The organism is Proteiniclasticum ruminis, from assembly GCF_900115135.1.
Lineage (GTDB): Bacteria > Bacillota > Clostridia > Clostridiales > Clostridiaceae > Proteiniclasticum > Proteiniclasticum ruminis_A.
The window spans coordinates 428,442-444,743 of the sequence record NZ_FOVK01000001.1; the positions used below are offsets into that span (position 1 = coordinate 428,442).

The window sequence follows — 16,302 nt, forward strand, 5'->3', positions numbered from 1 at the left end:
TTATCTCCCCACCAGTTCAGAGATCTTCTTTACTATTTCAACAGCCATCTCATTGGATCTGACCAGCATGAAAATCGTATTATCTCCCGCAATTGTACCCGCGATCTCCGCAAGATCCAGCTGATCTATCGCTTCTGCTGCTGTGGATGCAGCTGCAGTTATGGTTCTCACCACTACAATCTTATCGATATTCTCTACAGAAATGATTGTGTGGGACAACAGTGTCACAAGTTTTGAGATGGCGTCCTTGCTCTCTTCTTTATTTGCCACATATTTATATCTTCCCGTGGCGCTGAGCACCTTGATCAGCTGAAGGTTTTTGATGTCTCTTGATACCGTGGCTTGGGTCACATGAAACCCTTCCCCCCTGAGTTCCTTTGCCAGCTCCTCCTGGGTTTCAATCTCTTTTCTGGAGATGATCTCCAAGATTTTGCTTCGTCTGTCAATTTTCAATATCGTTCCCCCCTTGTGTATTTATGGCTTTATATAATAATTTTTGTCTTAAAACATGAAAGTAATCATAGCCATCCAGCCTGAGTATTTTGCAGGAGGAAGCAGCTTTTTGGATTCGAATGACAGAATCCCCAGTGATCCTGAGATTCACCTGTCCATCCATGGACAGGAAGTATTCTTCATTGCTTTTACCAATCTTGAGTGTCACAACTTGTTTACTCGATAGAACCAAATCCCGAATACCAAAACTATGCGGACAGATTGCTGTGACTCCTATGGCTTCTACTGTTGGATACATGATGGATCCGCCAGCAGAAAGATTATATGCGGTGGAACCTGTTGGCGTTGTCAGAATGATACCATCTCCTCTGTAACTGTTGGAGAAGTCCTCATCTACATGAAGCTCAAAGTGAATGATATTTCCTAATGCACCTTTATGCACCACAGCATCATTCAATGCCACAAAACTTCTGCGCTCTCCACTTTCCATTCGCAGTGTAGCCTCCAGCATCATTCGGTCCTCAATGGAATACTTGCTTTCTTCAATCTGGAGCAGACTGGATTTCAGTTCATTTAGCTCTGTCCCGGTTAAAAACCCAAGATTCCCGATGTTCACCCCAAATAGAGGAAGATCTTTTCCATAGGCCAGTCTTGCAGCAGACAGAAACGTACCGTCTCCACCAAGAACCAAAAGAAGATCCAACCCCAAAGGAAGGTGATTCTCTGTCACAGAAAATACCTCTATTTGAGGCAGTGTGTCCCGTATGATATTTTTTGTTTCCTCAAGGTACTTCCCCTCAGGATCTTTTTCCTCATTGCTGTAGATACCAATCTTTTGCATGTAAGTCCCCCTACCCTAGAATTTACAGAGTATGTGCTCTTTCAACCAGACTTTCTACGTACGAAGGTGAGATTCCTTCTCCTCCCCGATCCTTTTTACCAAAATAGATGAGAAACTCAATATTTCCTTCCGGGCCTCTAATAGGTGAAAAATCCAGCCCATATACATAGAGCCCCTGTTCTTTCACAAAATCAAGAATGGCCGTTAGTACTTCCATATGCGTTGATTTTTTCTTGATGACGCCTTTTTTCTCCACTTTATCTCTTCCAGCTTCAAACTGAGGCTTAATCAGCGCTACCATTTCTCCTGATTCTGTCATAAGTTCCATTGCTTTGGGAATGATTTTTGTGATGGAGATGAAGGACACATCTGTTGCTGAAAAATCAATCCAGTCCTCAATTTCTTCCCTAGTGGCGTATCTGAAATTCAGTCTCTCAAGACATACCACTCGCTCATCCGTTCTAAGCTTCCAGGCAAACTGCCCGTAGCCCACATCAACGGAGTACACTTTTTTCGCTCCATTTTGAAGCATCACATCCGTGAATCCTCCTGTAGAAGCGCCAATATCAAGGCAGGTCTTCTCATTTATATCAATGCTGAAGACTTCCAAAGCCTTTGCCAGTTTATATCCGCCCCTGGAAACGTAGGGCATCTTCGTGCCCCGGTCTTCAATATTTGCAGTTCTCAATATTTTGGTGCCTGGCTTATCCGACTTCTGATCGTCCACATATATTTTGCCTGCCATGATCTGTGCTCTTGCTTTTTCCCGGCTTTCATAAAAGCCCAGCTCAACAAGCAGCACGTCCAGTCTCTCTTTATCACTCATTTTTTTCTCCTGTAAATGCAAGAATTCTATTAGACAGCTCCTCATATCCTAATCCATGTACTTCATACAGCTTCTCTACACTGCCCTGTTCCACAAACTGATCTCTGAATCCAAAGGTAAGTACATTTCCAGCCATAAAATGTCCCATGGCACTTTCAAGGATCATGGATCCAAATCCACCATGAACCATGTTGTCCTCCATCGTAATGATTTTATAGCCCTTGTCCAGATGGCTCCTGATGAGTTCATGATCTACAGGTTTAATGAACACACCATTCACAACTCCATAAAAGACTCCTTGTTCCTCCAGTTTTTCAGAAAGGATCATTGCTCTTGCAACCATCTTGCCTGTAGCATAAATAAACCCGTCTCTGCCTTCTTTGAGCACCTCAAACTTTCCTGGCTCAAAATTTTTCAGAGGTGGAAGATCTATCCCTTTCTCATCGCCTCCCCTTGGATAACGAATGGCCAGAGGGCCATTAAATGTTTCCGAAAAGTAGAGGATCTGCCGCAGCTCTTCCATAGACTTGGGAGCCATAATCGTCAGATTGGGCACTGGTGTCAAGAAAGACAGATCAAGGATTCCCTGATGAGTCTCCCCATCATCTCCTACCAATCCAGCACGGTCAATACATAGCGTTACTGGCAGTTTCTGAAGACACACATCATGAATCACCTGATCGTAGGCTCTCTGAAGAAAAGTGGAGTAGAGCGCAACATACGGCTTCATCCCACCGACCGCAAGACCTGCTGACAAGGTGACTGCATGCTGCTCTGCAATGCCCACATCAAACAACCTATTGGGATAGAGATCCCTGAATCCTCCAAGGCCGGTTCCGTCAGGCATCGCTGCCACCACAGCTACAATTCTCTTATTATTTCTGGCCATTTCGACCAATGTGTTTCCGAACATTTTAGAGTAATTGAGACTTGCCGAATCCTTTGCTTTTCCATTTTCTTTATTGAAAGGTGGTGTGCCATGGAACTTATCCGGTCTTTGCTCGCTGGAATGGTATCCTTTTCCCTTTTTCGTCAGCACATGAACCAGTTTGGGACCTTTAATCTCTTTTGCGATCTTCAGAAGTTTCGACACTTCTCTGATATTATGTCCGTCCACTGGTCCGAGATACGTGAGTCCCATATTCTCAAACAGCATATCGGGGAGAAGCATCGATTTAATGCCCTCCTTCACTTTATCCATAGAGCGGTTGATGCTCTTTCCAAGAGGCATTTTTTCAACAATGACCTGCACCTCTTTTTTCGCACGTTCGTAGTTTGGAAAAGCCCTGAGCTGACTGAGATACGTGCTGATACCACCAACATTGGGAGAGATACTCATCTGATTGTCATTGAGCACAACGATGAGATCTGTCTTCTTGTCTCCCACATCATTCAGCGCTTCCAAGGCCATTCCACCAGTTAGCGCACCATCTCCGATGACGGCTACCACTTGGAAATCCTCTTGCATCAGGTCTCTGGCTCTTGCGATACCCAAGGCCGCACTGACAGATGTGGAGGAATGTCCTGTATCAAATACATCGTACTTGCTCTCTTCCCTTTTGGGAAATCCGCTGAGGCCTCCAAACTGTCTAAGACTATGAAACTCACCTTTTCTTCCGGTGAGGATTTTATGCACATAACTCTGATGTCCTACATCATAGATGATTTTATCTTTTTCCAGATCAAACACATTGAACAGACTGATTGTGAGTTCAACTACCCCTAGATTGGGCGCAAGATGCCCACCGGTCTTCGAAACGGATTCCACTAAAAATGTTCTGATTTCATGGGAAAGGTCGCGTAGTTCTTCCAGAGTTAATTTTTTAATGTCTTCCGGTCCAGTATACCTGTCATCCAGTATACCCATATACTTACCCCTCCTAATAGGTTCTCTCCATGAGGCTCTTTGTGAGTTCCTCCAGCTTAGTCGTATCACGGCGAAGTTTTGAAAGCGCGGCAAGGCATGCCTCAGTGGCTTCTTTTGCCATATCTCTACTTTTATCCACGCCAAACAGTCCCACATATGTGGTTTTATTGGACTTCTCATCTTTTCCGACTGATTTCCCTAACACCTCTCTGGTTGAAGTCACATCAAGAATGTCATCCTGAATCTGAAAGGCCAGTCCTAGGTTTCCCGCATACTCTTCCAGAAGTTTTATTTCTTCTGCCTTAGCACCTGCATAGACTGCAGGTGCGCAAACCGCCGCTGTAATCAGTGCACCGGTCTTTTTATGGTGACAGAGCCTCAGTTCATCGAAGGTGGCGGGGTGTGTTTCGTGATGAAGATCCATTACTTGACCTAAGATCATGCCATTTCTTCCTGAACACCTGGAAATATAAAGGGCAGCCCTTGCGCCCGGCTCCCCGTGTACTGCATAGCACTCCAAAAGCACCGTGAAGGCTTCATTGAGCAGCGCATCTCCTGCAAGAATTGCATTCGCTTCTCCAAACACTTTATGACTGGTCAGCTTCCCCCTTCGGTAGTCATCGTTGTCCATGGCAGGCAAATCATCATGAATCAGAGAATAAGTATGGATCATTTCCATGGCTAGTGCCATGGGAATGAGATCCTCTTTGCTCTTTCCAAACAGTTCTCCTGTGAGAAGACAAAGAACCGGACGGAGTCTTTTCCCTCCTATGGACATACTGTATGTCATGGCTTTTGTTATTGTATTATCCGGCAACCGCCTGAAATAATTCAGAATCTCTGTATCCATCAGATTCTTCAGTTCTATCATCTTCAAAACTCCGTTTCTTCATCACTTTGTATCATTTTGACTTTGGCTTCTGCCTTTTCTAGAATCTGCAGCAGTTCCTTGGTCAGAGAAACACCTTCTTCGTATTTCTTCATCGATTCCTCAACAGAAAGCTCCCCGCTTTCCAGTTCATTGAGTACTTCTTCCAGCTGTTCAGTCAGCTCTTTATAATTTTTCACTTTCTTCGCCATATACACGAACCTCCATCTTGACTTCCCCATCTTTCATCTTCACCGTAAGTGCTTTCAATGTTTTCAGCTCTGCTACGCTTCGAATGAGATGGTTCTTCTGATCAAATATCAATGCATACCCTTTATCCAGGATATTAAGAGGATTATGGGCTTGGAGCAGACTATAGAAAGACTCCAGTCTTTCCCGCTCTCGTCCCATCCTCTGCATAATTATACCATCTAAACGGTTTCTTTTCTGTTCTATATCCAAATAACTGTTCGCAAGAATTGTGTTTGGATGACTTTTCTGAAGCCGTCCCTGAAATGAACTGAATACCGTTTTTTCGTGACGGATCCTGGACAAATATGCCATCTCAAGTCTTGCGCGTCTTTCCTTCAAAGAACGTAGAGCTTCCGAAAGAGATGGAATGACAATTTCAGCAGCCTGGGATGGTGTAGCTCCACGATAATCCGCAACAAAATCTGCAATGGTAAAATCCACTTCATGACCGATTCCTGTAACAACTGGAATCTTGGAAGCGGCAATTGCATAGGCAAGGGTTAAATCATTAAAGCAAGAAAGATCTTCAAAAGAACCTCCTCCTCTTGCCAGAATGATCACATCCACATCTTTTCTCTTGTTCACTGCTTGAAGCGTTTCCAGCAGTGCTCCTCTTGCGGCATCTCCTTGCACAAGCGTTGGGAAAATCAGAAGCTCCACAGTGCTGTTTCTTCTTCTTGATACATTGATGATGTCCTGCACTGCTGCTCCGGTGCCAGATGTGATCACCGCAACTTTCTCGGGATACGCAGGCAGCCCTTTTTTTATTTCAGCACGAAAAAGCCCCTCTTTCTGGAGCTTTTCTTTGTTTTCCTCAAATTCTTGGTAAATTTCACCCAGACCTATCTCTTCCAGTTTATTCACGTAGAGCTGATACGTCCCTTCCTTCGCATAAACGCTGACGCGTCCGCTGAGAAGCGCTTTCATCCCGTCTTTTGGATGTTTCTTCATTGATGAAGCATCTTGACGGAACATCACACAGTTCACCTTTGCATGCTCATCTTTGAGCGAAAAATACAGATGTCCAGAACTGTGTGCTTTAAAATTGGATATCTCACCGAGGACGGTGAGATTGTTTAAGATAAAATCATGATCAAAATTTCTTTTGATATAGGCGTTGAGATCTGTCACACTCATGGTTTTCAGTTTCATCGCATCCTCCATGGAGACATCTTATTTCCGGAAACTTTCATCATATAGATCCAGCAGAGTTCTTATCAGAATGGTAGTCGTAAGTGTACCTACGCCTCCAGGAACTTTCGTAGCATATGCCGCCTTCTGTAGAACACTCTCCAGATCACAGTCCCCCACAATCTTGCCGTCAAGCTCTGAAGTCCCTACATCAATCACGGTAGCACCTTCAGACACATACTTCTCATCGATCATCAGAGGTCTTCCCATGGCACTGATGAGAATTTCACCAGACCTTGCCATCATCGGCAGATTGCTGGTTCTGCTGTGACATACCGTAACGGTCATATGTTCCCGAAGCAGTAGCTGTATCAGTGGCTTTCCCACAATATTGCTGCGTCCAATGATCACTGCATGCTTACCTTTGAGCTCTCCATGAATATTCTTCAGTATTTCTACCACACTGGAAGGCGTGCATGGTGCTACCCCTCCTGATGTAGAAGCCAATAATCCGATGTTGATGGGATTGACGCCATCCACATCCTTGTCTTTACTGATGCTTTCAGCTACACGTTCTTCATTGATGTGCTTCGGCAGCGGAAAAAGAACCATAATCCCATGTACCTTGTCATCACCATTGAGCTCGCCAATCATCGAAAGAAGGTCTTCCTCTGATGTATCCTCAGCCAATGTGATCTTCAGCATTGTTCCGCCTAATGCTTCCAGGTTTTTTTTCTGCATTTCGAGATAATAGACTGAACCAGGATCTTCTCCCACAAGGACCGTTGCGAGAGTAGGCACTGGTTTGCCTTCTGCTTTATAGGTCAAGATACGACTCTTCAGTTTTTCTTTCTCTGTTTTTGCTATCGCTGAAACATTAATAATCTCTGCCATCTGTCCCTCCTGGATCGAAAAATCTTCTGCAACCTTATTATGAACTTACTACTCTTGACCTTTCTCCTGATGTGCGATTTTGTCCAGCACTCCATTGATAAAAGCTCCAGAGGTTTCATCTGAATACTTTTTAGCGATCTCTACCGCCTCAAAAATCGATACATTCTCCGGGATACCCTGCATAAAGAGAATTTCATAAGTGCTCAACCTCAGTATACTTAAGTTGATTTTAGAAACTCTCTGAATCTTCCAGTTCACCAGATACTTTTCTATGATTGAATCCAACTGTTCTTTTTTGTCATTTACACCGTTGAGTACTTCTTCCAAATACTTCAGATCTGTATCTTCACGCAGGTCCTCATGGTTGTCTTCAAAATAATCATCCACAAGCTCCTCAATGTTCTTCTCATTCATGGTGCTTTGATACAATAGTTCCATAGCGATTTCACGTGTTCTCTTTCTCATACGCTTTTATAGGGCTTAAGCCCCCTCCTCATTTTCTCATAGTACTTCAAAAAACCCTCTGGATTTCAGAGGGTTTTCTTTTATTTTTCCTTTGTCTTCTGATCGTTTTCTTTCACAAATATGTTGTTCACATAAACATTCACTGCAGAAACCTTTAATCCTGTGATGGTTTCAACAGTTTCTTTCACGTTGGACTGTGCCTTCTTTACAACCTCAGGAATTCTGAATCCATACTCAATGCTCACAACCATATCGATGATGGCATCCTGTTCACCTACAGTGACTTTAACTCCTTTGGTCACATTTCTTTTTCCTGTCACCACTTGAGTAATCCCACCAGTTAGGGTTGGATGAAGTCCCTGAATTCCTTCTATTTCACTGGCAGCAATCCCTGCAATGACCCCAACTACATCTTCGGAAATCTTTACTACCCCATAGCCTTGGTTCTTCTTTGTATTTTCGCTCATTTATTTTCCTCCTCGGTCCTGTAGGTCTATTTGGATTAATTATATCAAATTGAACTTTTATAAGCAATTGAATCGCTAAATCCAAAAGTGGGAAACATGCCCTATTACGTCTCTGATGCCGCCTAAAAAAAGGACCTGGTATAAACCAGATCCAAAATCCCAGCTCCATATTGTGCTTTAGACTTAAACTCTTTCCATGTACTCGCCTGTACGAGTATCTACACGGATGGAGTCTCCTTCATTGATGAAGAAAGGAACCATAACCATTGCTCCTGTTTCCACTGTTGCTGGCTTAAGAGCATTCGTTGCTGTATTGCCTTTGACTCCTGGCTCTGTCTCTGTAATCTGCAGCTCCACGAAGTTTGGCGCTTCGACAGAGAATGCTTCTCCCTTGTAGAACTTGATTACAGCGAAGTTGTTTTCTTTCAGGAACTTAATGGCTTCTTCAACCTTTTCAAAGTTCAGCGGAATCTGCTCAAAGGTCTCCTGATCCATGAAATAGTACAGTTCTCCATCATTGTAAAGATACTGCATTTCCTTTCTTTCAATAACCGCTTCCTGCAGTTTAGTGGAAGGGTTGAATGTGGTTTCTGTCATACCACCTAGTATTACGTTTCTCAGCTTTGTACGAACAAATGCTGCACCTTTGCCAGGCTTTACGTGTAGAAAGTCGATTACGACAAACACATTGCCTTCATGTTCGAATGTTGTACCTTTTCTTAAATCACTTGCTGAAATCATTTCTTTTACCTCCAAATTCTATCCTAAACCTAGGAACTGCCAGGCAGAGCCTGGTTTTATTTCACACAGAAGGGCAAAAACAAAGTCTTCGCCTTCTGACAAAATATCAATTACTCTTCTGGAAATTACCAATGATATTTTATCAGATTGACTGAAGTTATGCAATAAATATCGCTTTTGACAGATTTTAGTGATATTTAAAGAAAGGCTTAGAACAACGAAAATATCAGAATATCATACAAAAAACTAGATTATTTAAGGTGAACCCCAATGGACTCTACTTCGTCCACTCATTTCTCAAAACCTCATAAAGATTCTGGATCTGAGTTCCAATCTGAGTTTTTCCATCAGTATGAACATGATAGGATGCCTTCAAATATTCAGGTTCTCGTTTTTCCAGCATAGACTTCACTTCCTCATAAGTTCTGGATAGGGGTCTTGTCCGATCATTTCTGAGTCTCTTCCAGAGAGTGTCTGCTGAACATGACAAGTAAACCGTGATGCCAGAGGTGTTCAGTTTTGACATATTTTCATTAAATATCGGTAGTCCACCGCCTGTGGAGACCACAACATTCTTTAAGTTCATAATTCCGCTCAGAAGTTCCAGTTCAAGAACTCTCAGCCTTTTCTCCCCATCCTCTTCAATGATCTGCTCTGGTGTTCTACCGTAAGCTCTTTTAATCTCTTCGTCTGTATCAAGAAAGTCCAATTCCATTTTTTTTGCAAGTTCTTTCCCTATTGTGGTTTTACCGCACCCAGGCATACCTACCAAGAATATTGGTCTCATATTATACTCCCTTGTTGATCAGCTGAATCTCTTCATCCTGCACCTTCAACTCTACCCTTCTCAGATATCTCAGTACCGTGTCTTCTACAATCAGCACATGCACCGTACCTTCATTATATCCTTCATCGTAATAAATAGAATAGACCCCAACTTTTTCTTTCCTCCCTTTTTTCATATGAACCAGGAAATCGCTTCCCACATATCTCTCATTAATGATGGTCTCAATGAGTTCCAGTTCCTGAAGAAACTTCTGGATACGGACATCAACACTGTAGAGGCCTTTCTCAATATACATATGACTTCGCAGAAGTCTGTGATTTCTGATGGAGAACCCTCCCGCAAGGATCAGCAGAAGTACTGCCGTAATGATGCTTCCTCGTTTACTTTGCAAGATAAAACCCCCGTTCGTAAGAAACGCCTGGAAAATAAAGCCTGATAAACACGATATCCCCTATTTTTCTCATCCTGACATCGACGACACCATGACATATTTCTTGAACCTGCCCCCCTTCAAACACAAAAAGGAGCCTTGAATCCCGCTTTGTCAGCACTATTTTATTCCCGGGCACATAGACACTTTTTTCAATCTGAAGGGTATTGCCAGACAATGCAGTCGCTTCCACATTGTTGTATAACCCAGTTTTCAGAACTTCAAAGGCATGGTATGCGTAATCTGTATACTTTAAAAACTGTAGCAGCTCTTTATAGTCTTCCACTGAAAAAATATACACCCTCATTGCAAGAATTACAGCCATAAGGCTGAACATCATATAGGCTAAAAAGTCACTCAGTGCCGTCCCCCGTTTGATTCCTGAATTCATACCTTTGTCTTTCCTTCCCTCCATAGTAGCCCACAATCTCCACTCTCTCAGTGTCTTTCTGAAATTCAATAACAAACTCTCCCTGCGGCTTTTCTGATACTTCATATTCTTCAAGACTCCCATAGGAAACCCCCTCGTCAACCATCAGTCCACCACTCAAGAGAAGCAGATAATACCCTTCCAGTTTATAGTCAAAATCAAGAAGAGCCTCCATCTCCATCTGCTTTACTTTAAGAACTGCGCGTTCCTCGGTGAATGTCAGTCCTACCATCAGCACAAGAAATACACCGCCCAACATAAACAGATGGATTCTTCCACATTTACTAGTTTTGATCCGCCTCACTGTTGTCAATAACTTATAAAACTCTATAACACTCCCTGATCAACAAATCTGATGGTCTACATTCCCATGAACTATAGAGGTCTTGGTGTTCTCTGTCCTTTTTGTTTTCTGGTGAAAGAGATTACTTCATCAATTGGCTGTTTTCTTGAAGCAATCTGATCTGATGTTCGAGTTTTATAAGATTACTTGTTTTGACAAACGTACTCCCTTCATATTTTTTGGTATTTGCAAGATACCCTGCGCTGCAATCTGCGCAGCCTTTTTTCAAGCTTCTTCGTAGCGTTTATAGAATTGACTTTACTTACATCCTTCTATACCCTGTCAAAGACTCTATATTATAAGAAATCAACTGGACTTGTGCTACTATTCTTCTGCCCTGATGTTTTCTAAGGATTTCTGACATCTAAAGTCATAGTGCCCAGATGAATCATCAGAGACTGCTGCTGTTTCCCATTTTCATAGAACGACACTTTTCCGCTGATGGCCGAAATTCCATAATACTTGAAAGTAAAGCTTGTATTGGCCATGGCATCCGGATAGGAGTACCCATAAAAAAACACTTCACTTCCTGGTGCCATATAGGTTCTCTTTTCGATCTGCTGCAAATGGTTGATATGAAGCAGATACCCTTTTCGGGCTCCCAGCTTTCTGGATTTCATAGTTTCTTGAGCAGTTCTCAGTTCTTCATTCAATGCCCCCATATAAATCACCGCGGATTCTTCCCGGCTCCCGGTAACTCCTTTTGGCACTTGAGTACCACCAATGAGTAAAATGGAGGAGAAAAGCCCCAATGCTATGAGCATTTCAAAAATCGTACTGCCTCTACAGTTTCTCATAAGCCTCCATCATGGGCATCATGACAGCCATGGACAACAGGAAGAGCAAAGCACCAAGAATAAAAATAGACAAAGGCTCCAATAATGCGGTTCTTCTCCTTAAGTATTCTTCAAAGAACGTTTTTCTTACAAGGAGATACGCTTGAAGTGACTCTTCCAAGTTACCAGTTTCCTCCGAGATCTGAACATATCTTACCAGCAGTTTCGAATACCCTCCTTCCTGCAGACTTTCAGTAAGGGACTTTCCTTCTTTGATGGCTTCTCTAATCTTCAGACAGGACCTCCCGCCCTCATCAAGAAGGTGAAGCGCTTCCATGAGATCTATACCACCCTTAATAAGCTGGTACAGCTCATTGATGAATGTCATTTCGTCATGTTCCACCCACTTCTTCCCAAACACAAGATAGCGAAGAACCTTTTTTCTCTGAAGCACTTTAACAGCAGCATAAATAAGAATAAAGGATGCAGCACTAAGCACCGGCATTGGAACACTTAATTGAAACATATAGAGGCTCGATAGGAGCATATTTTCAACTTCAAGGGTACTCAGCATTTCCTTCAGTGGAGGCAGAATATAATAGAGCGCACCAATAAAAAATACAACCGTCGCTGCCAGAAGCAGTGCCGGATAGATAAGAATTCCAATGATTTTTTCTTTAAACATCCGTTCTTCTTTCAAGGATTGTGCTATCCGTTCAAAAGCACCCGCCAAGTCTCCCGTTTCTTCCGCCAATTTCACGAGATGGATTTCTCTTGTTTTAAAGAGATTCATTGTCCCCATGGCCTCTGAAAGAGACCACCCCACAAGAAGCTGCTCAGAAAGTGCTTCTTCTTGTGGATTTTCAGAGAGCTTCAGAACCTCTGTCAGACTGATTCCGTTCTTTAAATAATGACTTTTTTCATAGAAGAACAGTTCCTTGTTGAAGTATGGTTTCTTCCGGATTGGTCTCCAGTTTTCCATAAGCTTTTTTCCCTCCTCTCTCAAATACGAGTTTCTGATAAAATACGGTGGATAGAAGCATGGTGAGCTCATCCTTCTGGAGACCAAACTCCTTCAACTTCTCATAAGCGCTTTTATAACTGAATGCATGAATAGTAGAGATTACCGGGTGTCCTGTGAGCGCTGCTCGAAGAGCCATCCTCGCCGTCTCCTCATTTCTGATCTCACCGATGGCAATATAGTCCGGATCCTGCCTGAGAGCAGCAAAAACTGCCCGTTCATAGGTAAATCCAGAAAGCGAGTTGATCTGGCACTGAACAAGATCCTCCACATAGTTCTCTACAGGGTCTTCAATGGTGAGCACCTTAAACTTTAGATCCGTGAGTTCCTTCAGCAGTCCATAAAATGTTGTAGTTTTCCCCATGCCCGTTTCCCCTGCAATCAGATGGATTCCTCTGAGGCTCTCTATTCGCTTCAAGAGTCTCTCACAAAGAGGAATAGACAATCCTGTAGCAAACAGACTTCTGAACCTTCTATCAAATTTACGGATGACCAGGGATTCACCATAGACAGACTTCAAAAAGCTGACACGGAAGCTTTGATCCTGATATTCAAAAGCACCGTCCTGAGGCAGTCTTTTTTCTGAGATGTTAAGACGTCCCAGGACTTTTATTTTCTGTACAAGCAGTGCATACACCTCCAAAGAGTACCTATGGATTACTTCGATTCCTCCTTCTTCCCGGAAACACAAAAGAACATGATCCTTCTTTGGCAGAAAATGAATATCACTGATCTGTCTGTCTTTGCTGCTATCTAGAATCTCCTCTAGATTCATTAAACCACCTCCAAGTAGCCATACTCTCTTCTTCTCATCGGACTATATTATAAGAATCGAAACAGAAATTATTCATATTTGGTGTCTGTCTGAAAATAAGTTATAATATAGGTTGATTGCACACACTCTGCCTTAGGTAAGGCAAAAGGAGGAAACACGGAAGCTCACTTCCGTGAGAATGGTACTATGGCTTTAGACGGTTTATATTTCTCATCAATTGTAAAGGAACTGCAAGATACTCTTCAGGATGCGAAAGTAAATAAAATATCCCAGCCTGAACAGGACACAGTAATTCTGCAGATGCGGGGGAAAGAAGGCACAAAAAAACTTCTTCTGACTTCCAACAGCTCCTATGCAAGAATACACTTTACAGATATACAAAGAGAAAATCCGATGCAAGCCCCGCTTTTTCTCATGGTTCTGAGAAAACATCTCGTGGGCTCAAAGCTCACAAAAGTGGAACAAGTGGATGGAGACAGACTGATCAACCTTCATTTTCTAGGGTATGATGAGTTTGGCGAAGACCAGGCATTCACCTTGTCCATTGAAATGATGGGAAAACACTCCAACATTCTCCTTATCAGAGACCAGGAAGGAACCATTGTGGACTGCATCAAACATGTATCCTCAATGAAAAACTCCTATCGAACTCTACTGCCAGGAAAAAAATACGTGGCACCGCCTTCCTCTGGAAAATTGAATCCTTCAAATTATAGAATGGAGGAGCTTCGGGAGAAGTTATCTCTTGTATCATTTGGAGAAAACTTCTTCAGTACTGTGTTTGCAGGAGTGTCCAAAAAGACCTCCCATGATCTTTACCATCTCTATCGGGAAGACGAACCTCTCACTTTTATTATGGAAATCTTAGAGAGGATCCTCTCTAGTGACCGGTTCTATATCCTGAAATCGGAAAAAGGTTTTGAAGATGTAACCAGCTATCCCTTTAAGGAAACATATCTGGAATACAGCTCTCCATCCCTGGCATTGGAAACCTTCGTCCAAGAGAAAGACACAAAAGACCGGATGCGTTCAAAAACATCCGATCTTCAGAAAATCCTTGTGAATAATCTCGCCCGAGTACGTAAGAAAATTGAAGTGCTCGATAAATCCATGGAAGATTCCCTGGATAAAGAGGACTTCAAAATTAGAGGTGAGATTCTTTCAGCCAATGTATACGCATTGAAAGATGGTATGAATGAAGCTGTTCTGGATAATTACTATACCGGAGAAAAGATCAGCATCAAACTGAATCCTTCTAAAACCATCAGCCAGAACATTGAGCAGTATTACAATAAATACAACAAAAAGAAACGAGCGGAAGTTATGGCAAAGGGTCAGAAGATACTGGCTCTAGAGGAAGAAGATTACTTGATGTCTATTCTTTTGTCACTGGAAAATCTGGAGACAGAAGATGAGATTCAGGACATCCGAAAAGAATTGATGGCTGCAGGATATCTCAGATTTAAAAAGAGCACATCCAAGAAAGAAAAACAGTCGAAACCTCTTCACTTCAAATCCAGTGAAGGTATTGATATCTTTGTGGGTAAAAATAACGCACAAAATGACTACCTCACCATAAAATTCGCAAACCGGCATGATACATGGTTACACACCAAAAATATTCCTGGTTCCCATGTCATCATCCGGAGTGATCATTTTAACGAAGAAACATTGCTGGAGGCAGCAAATCTAGCAGCTTATTACAGTAAAGCCTCCAAATCCACCAAGGTTCCCGTAGATTATACCCTGGTGAAAAACATCAAAAAACCGTCTGGCGCAAAACCAGGGATGGTCATATACGCAACGAACAAAACCTTGTATGTGGATCCGGAGGCACCAAGAATTCTGAGACAAGAATAACTTTGAGGTGTTTAATTTGAAACAAAAAGGTAAAGAAAAAAGCAAAATAACAACCTATGCCATTAAAGTGTTGAATGGTATGGCACAGGGACTCTTTGCATCCCTGCTCATCGGACTGATCATCAAACAGATTGGTACGCTAACAGGTTTGGACATACTGGTGACTTTCGGAAGTGCCGCCCAGGTTCTTATGGGACCTGCCATAGGTGCGGCTGTGGCCTATAGCGTTGGAGCTCCACCCCTTGGCATTTTTGCCTCAGTAGCCGTAGGCGCCATAGGTGCTGGCACTTTCACCCTAGTAGATGGACAAACTGTCGCACGGATCGGTGAACCAGTTGGAGCTCTTGTTGCTTCTCTCATCGCAGCTGAGCTCACAAAGCTTCTGAAAGGCAAAACAAAAGTGGATATCGTCATCCTGCCTCTGGCAGCAATTGTCATTGGTGGTCTAACGGGTGCTTACATCGCTCCTTTCATTACTGCCTTTATGACCTTTGTGGGCGACTTCATCAATAAAGCCACAGAACTTCAGCCTGTCCCCATGGGCATCATCGTCTCAACGGTCATGGGTGTCGTGCTTACTCTCCCCATCAGCTCCGCTGCGCTCTCTGTTTCACTGGGCCTATCAGGCATCGCTGCTGGGGCTTCTACTGTAGGATGCGCAACTCAAATGGTGGGATTTGCAGTGGCTTCTTTCCGAGAAAACGGATTTGGTGGACTTCTTTCCCAAGGGCTAGGAACATCCATGCTTCAGATTCCCAATATCATCAAAAACCCCAGAATTTGGATTCCTCCAACACTGGCTTCTGCCATATTAGGTCCTGTAGCCAGTGCAGTCTTTAAAATGGAAGGTTCTAAGCTTGGAGCAGGAATGGGAACATCAGGACTTGTCGGCCAGTTTGATGCAATCAGTGTCATGGGTTCAAGCTCGAGAACACTCTTTTTGATCCTTCTGATGCACATCATACTGCCTGCTCTTCTGACTCTTCTTATTTCAGAGATTATGAGAAAAAAGGGGTATATCAAGCCTGGAGATATGAAACTGAATGTATGATAAAAAGCTGGCCAATGGCCAGCT

General features: G+C 42.9%; 20 protein-coding genes. 2 read left to right on the forward strand and 18 right to left on the reverse strand.

From position 1 onward, the window contains the following. The 18 genes from BM243_RS01960 to BM243_RS02045 all read right to left on the reverse strand — a co-directional run bounded on the left by BM243_RS01960 (nt 1) and on the right by BM243_RS02045 (nt 13,367). A complete protein-coding gene (locus tag BM243_RS01960) occupies nt 1-453 on the reverse strand; it encodes an arginine repressor (RefSeq protein ID WP_074909638.1) in 453 nt (150 codons plus the stop codon). Beyond that, nucleotides 443-1,294 (reverse strand): NAD(+)/NADH kinase, encoded by an 852-nt coding sequence (locus BM243_RS01965; RefSeq protein WP_074909641.1) that lies wholly within the window; start codon nt 1,292-1,294, stop codon nt 443-445. The genes BM243_RS01960 and BM243_RS01965 overlap by 11 nt, the downstream gene beginning before the upstream one ends. Before the next feature lie 22 nt (nt 1,295-1,316). After that, on the reverse strand, nt 1,317-2,120 hold the full coding sequence (locus BM243_RS01970; protein ID WP_074909643.1) for a TlyA family RNA methyltransferase: 804 nt from the start codon (nt 2,118-2,120) through the stop codon (nt 1,317-1,319). Then, nucleotides 2,113-3,987, reverse strand: a complete 1,875-nt coding sequence (dxs, locus tag BM243_RS01975; protein WP_074909645.1) for a 1-deoxy-D-xylulose-5-phosphate synthase — start codon at nt 3,985-3,987, stop codon at nt 2,113-2,115. The genes BM243_RS01970 and dxs overlap by 8 nt, the downstream gene beginning before the upstream one ends. Nucleotides 3,988-4,000: 13 nt before the next feature. Then, nucleotides 4,001-4,858, reverse strand: coding sequence for a polyprenyl synthetase family protein (locus tag BM243_RS01980; RefSeq protein WP_074909648.1), 858 nt, complete (start codon nt 4,856-4,858; stop codon nt 4,001-4,003). A gap of 2 nt (nt 4,859-4,860) precedes the next feature. Continuing rightward, nucleotides 4,861-5,067: an exodeoxyribonuclease VII small subunit gene (gene xseB, locus BM243_RS01985; RefSeq protein ID WP_074909651.1), complete on the reverse strand. Its 207-nt coding sequence runs from the start codon at nt 5,065-5,067 to the stop codon at nt 4,861-4,863. Beyond that, on the reverse strand, nt 5,042-6,259 hold the full coding sequence (xseA, locus tag BM243_RS01990) for an exodeoxyribonuclease VII large subunit (protein WP_074909653.1): 1,218 nt from the start codon (nt 6,257-6,259) through the stop codon (nt 5,042-5,044). The genes xseB and xseA overlap by 26 nt, the downstream gene beginning before the upstream one ends. Nucleotides 6,260-6,280: 21 nt before the next feature. After that, nucleotides 6,281-7,132 carry a bifunctional 5,10-methylenetetrahydrofolate dehydrogenase/5,10-methenyltetrahydrofolate cyclohydrolase gene (locus tag BM243_RS01995; protein ID WP_074909655.1) on the reverse strand — a complete coding sequence of 284 codons (852 nt, stop codon included), beginning with the start codon at nt 7,130-7,132 and terminating at the stop codon, nt 6,281-6,283. A gap of 48 nt (nt 7,133-7,180) precedes the next feature. Then, a complete protein-coding gene (gene nusB, locus BM243_RS02000) occupies nt 7,181-7,597 on the reverse strand; it encodes a transcription antitermination factor NusB (RefSeq protein WP_074909658.1) in 417 nt (138 codons plus the stop codon). Between the two features lie 80 nt (nt 7,598-7,677). Next, nucleotides 7,678-8,064 (reverse strand): Asp23/Gls24 family envelope stress response protein, encoded by a 387-nt coding sequence (locus BM243_RS02005; RefSeq protein WP_074909660.1) that lies wholly within the window; start codon nt 8,062-8,064, stop codon nt 7,678-7,680. 183 nt (nt 8,065-8,247) lie between these two features. Beyond that, nucleotides 8,248-8,805, reverse strand: coding sequence for an elongation factor P (gene efp / locus BM243_RS02010; RefSeq protein WP_074909664.1), 558 nt, complete (start codon nt 8,803-8,805; stop codon nt 8,248-8,250). Between the two features lie 277 nt (nt 8,806-9,082). Beyond that, entirely contained in the window at nt 9,083-9,592 is a 510-nt protein-coding gene (locus BM243_RS02015) for a shikimate kinase (protein ID WP_074909667.1), read from the reverse strand. A gap of 1 nt (nt 9,593) precedes the next feature. Further along, the gene (locus BM243_RS02020) at nt 9,594-9,983 is read right to left on the reverse strand and encodes a hypothetical protein (protein ID WP_074909669.1); all 390 of its coding nucleotides are present in this window, start codon (nt 9,981-9,983) and stop codon (nt 9,594-9,596) included. Then, nucleotides 9,973-10,413 (reverse strand): hypothetical protein, encoded by a 441-nt coding sequence (locus BM243_RS02025; protein ID WP_143093522.1) that lies wholly within the window; start codon nt 10,411-10,413, stop codon nt 9,973-9,975. Before BM243_RS02025 ends, BM243_RS02020 begins: the two co-directional genes overlap by 11 nt. Beyond that, complete coding sequence (locus BM243_RS02030; RefSeq protein ID WP_143093523.1) at nt 10,376-10,690, reverse strand: hypothetical protein; 315 nt, start codon at nt 10,688-10,690, stop codon at nt 10,376-10,378. Before BM243_RS02030 ends, BM243_RS02025 begins: the two co-directional genes overlap by 38 nt. Before the next feature lie 452 nt (nt 10,691-11,142). Next, complete coding sequence (locus tag BM243_RS02035) at nt 11,143-11,592, reverse strand: PulJ/GspJ family protein (protein ID WP_074909677.1); 450 nt, start codon at nt 11,590-11,592, stop codon at nt 11,143-11,145. Next, on the reverse strand, nt 11,579-12,553 hold the full coding sequence (locus BM243_RS02040; protein ID WP_074909680.1) for a type II secretion system F family protein: 975 nt from the start codon (nt 12,551-12,553) through the stop codon (nt 11,579-11,581). The genes BM243_RS02035 and BM243_RS02040 overlap by 14 nt, the downstream gene beginning before the upstream one ends. Continuing rightward, nucleotides 12,492-13,367 carry an ATPase, T2SS/T4P/T4SS family gene (locus BM243_RS02045; protein ID WP_074909682.1) on the reverse strand — a complete coding sequence of 292 codons (876 nt, stop codon included), beginning with the start codon at nt 13,365-13,367 and terminating at the stop codon, nt 12,492-12,494. Before BM243_RS02045 ends, BM243_RS02040 begins: the two co-directional genes overlap by 62 nt. Before the next feature lie 186 nt (nt 13,368-13,553). Between BM243_RS02045 and BM243_RS02050 the strand changes: the two genes are divergently transcribed. After that, the gene (locus BM243_RS02050) at nt 13,554-15,227 is read left to right on the forward strand and encodes an Rqc2 family fibronectin-binding protein (protein WP_074909685.1); all 1,674 of its coding nucleotides are present in this window, start codon (nt 13,554-13,556) and stop codon (nt 15,225-15,227) included. A 7-nt stretch (nt 15,228-15,234) separates the two neighbouring features. Beyond that, nucleotides 15,235-16,278, forward strand: a complete 1,044-nt coding sequence (locus BM243_RS02055; protein ID WP_431602428.1) for a PTS sugar transporter subunit IIC — start codon at nt 15,235-15,237, stop codon at nt 16,276-16,278. Nucleotides 16,279-16,302: the final 24 nt, after the last annotated feature.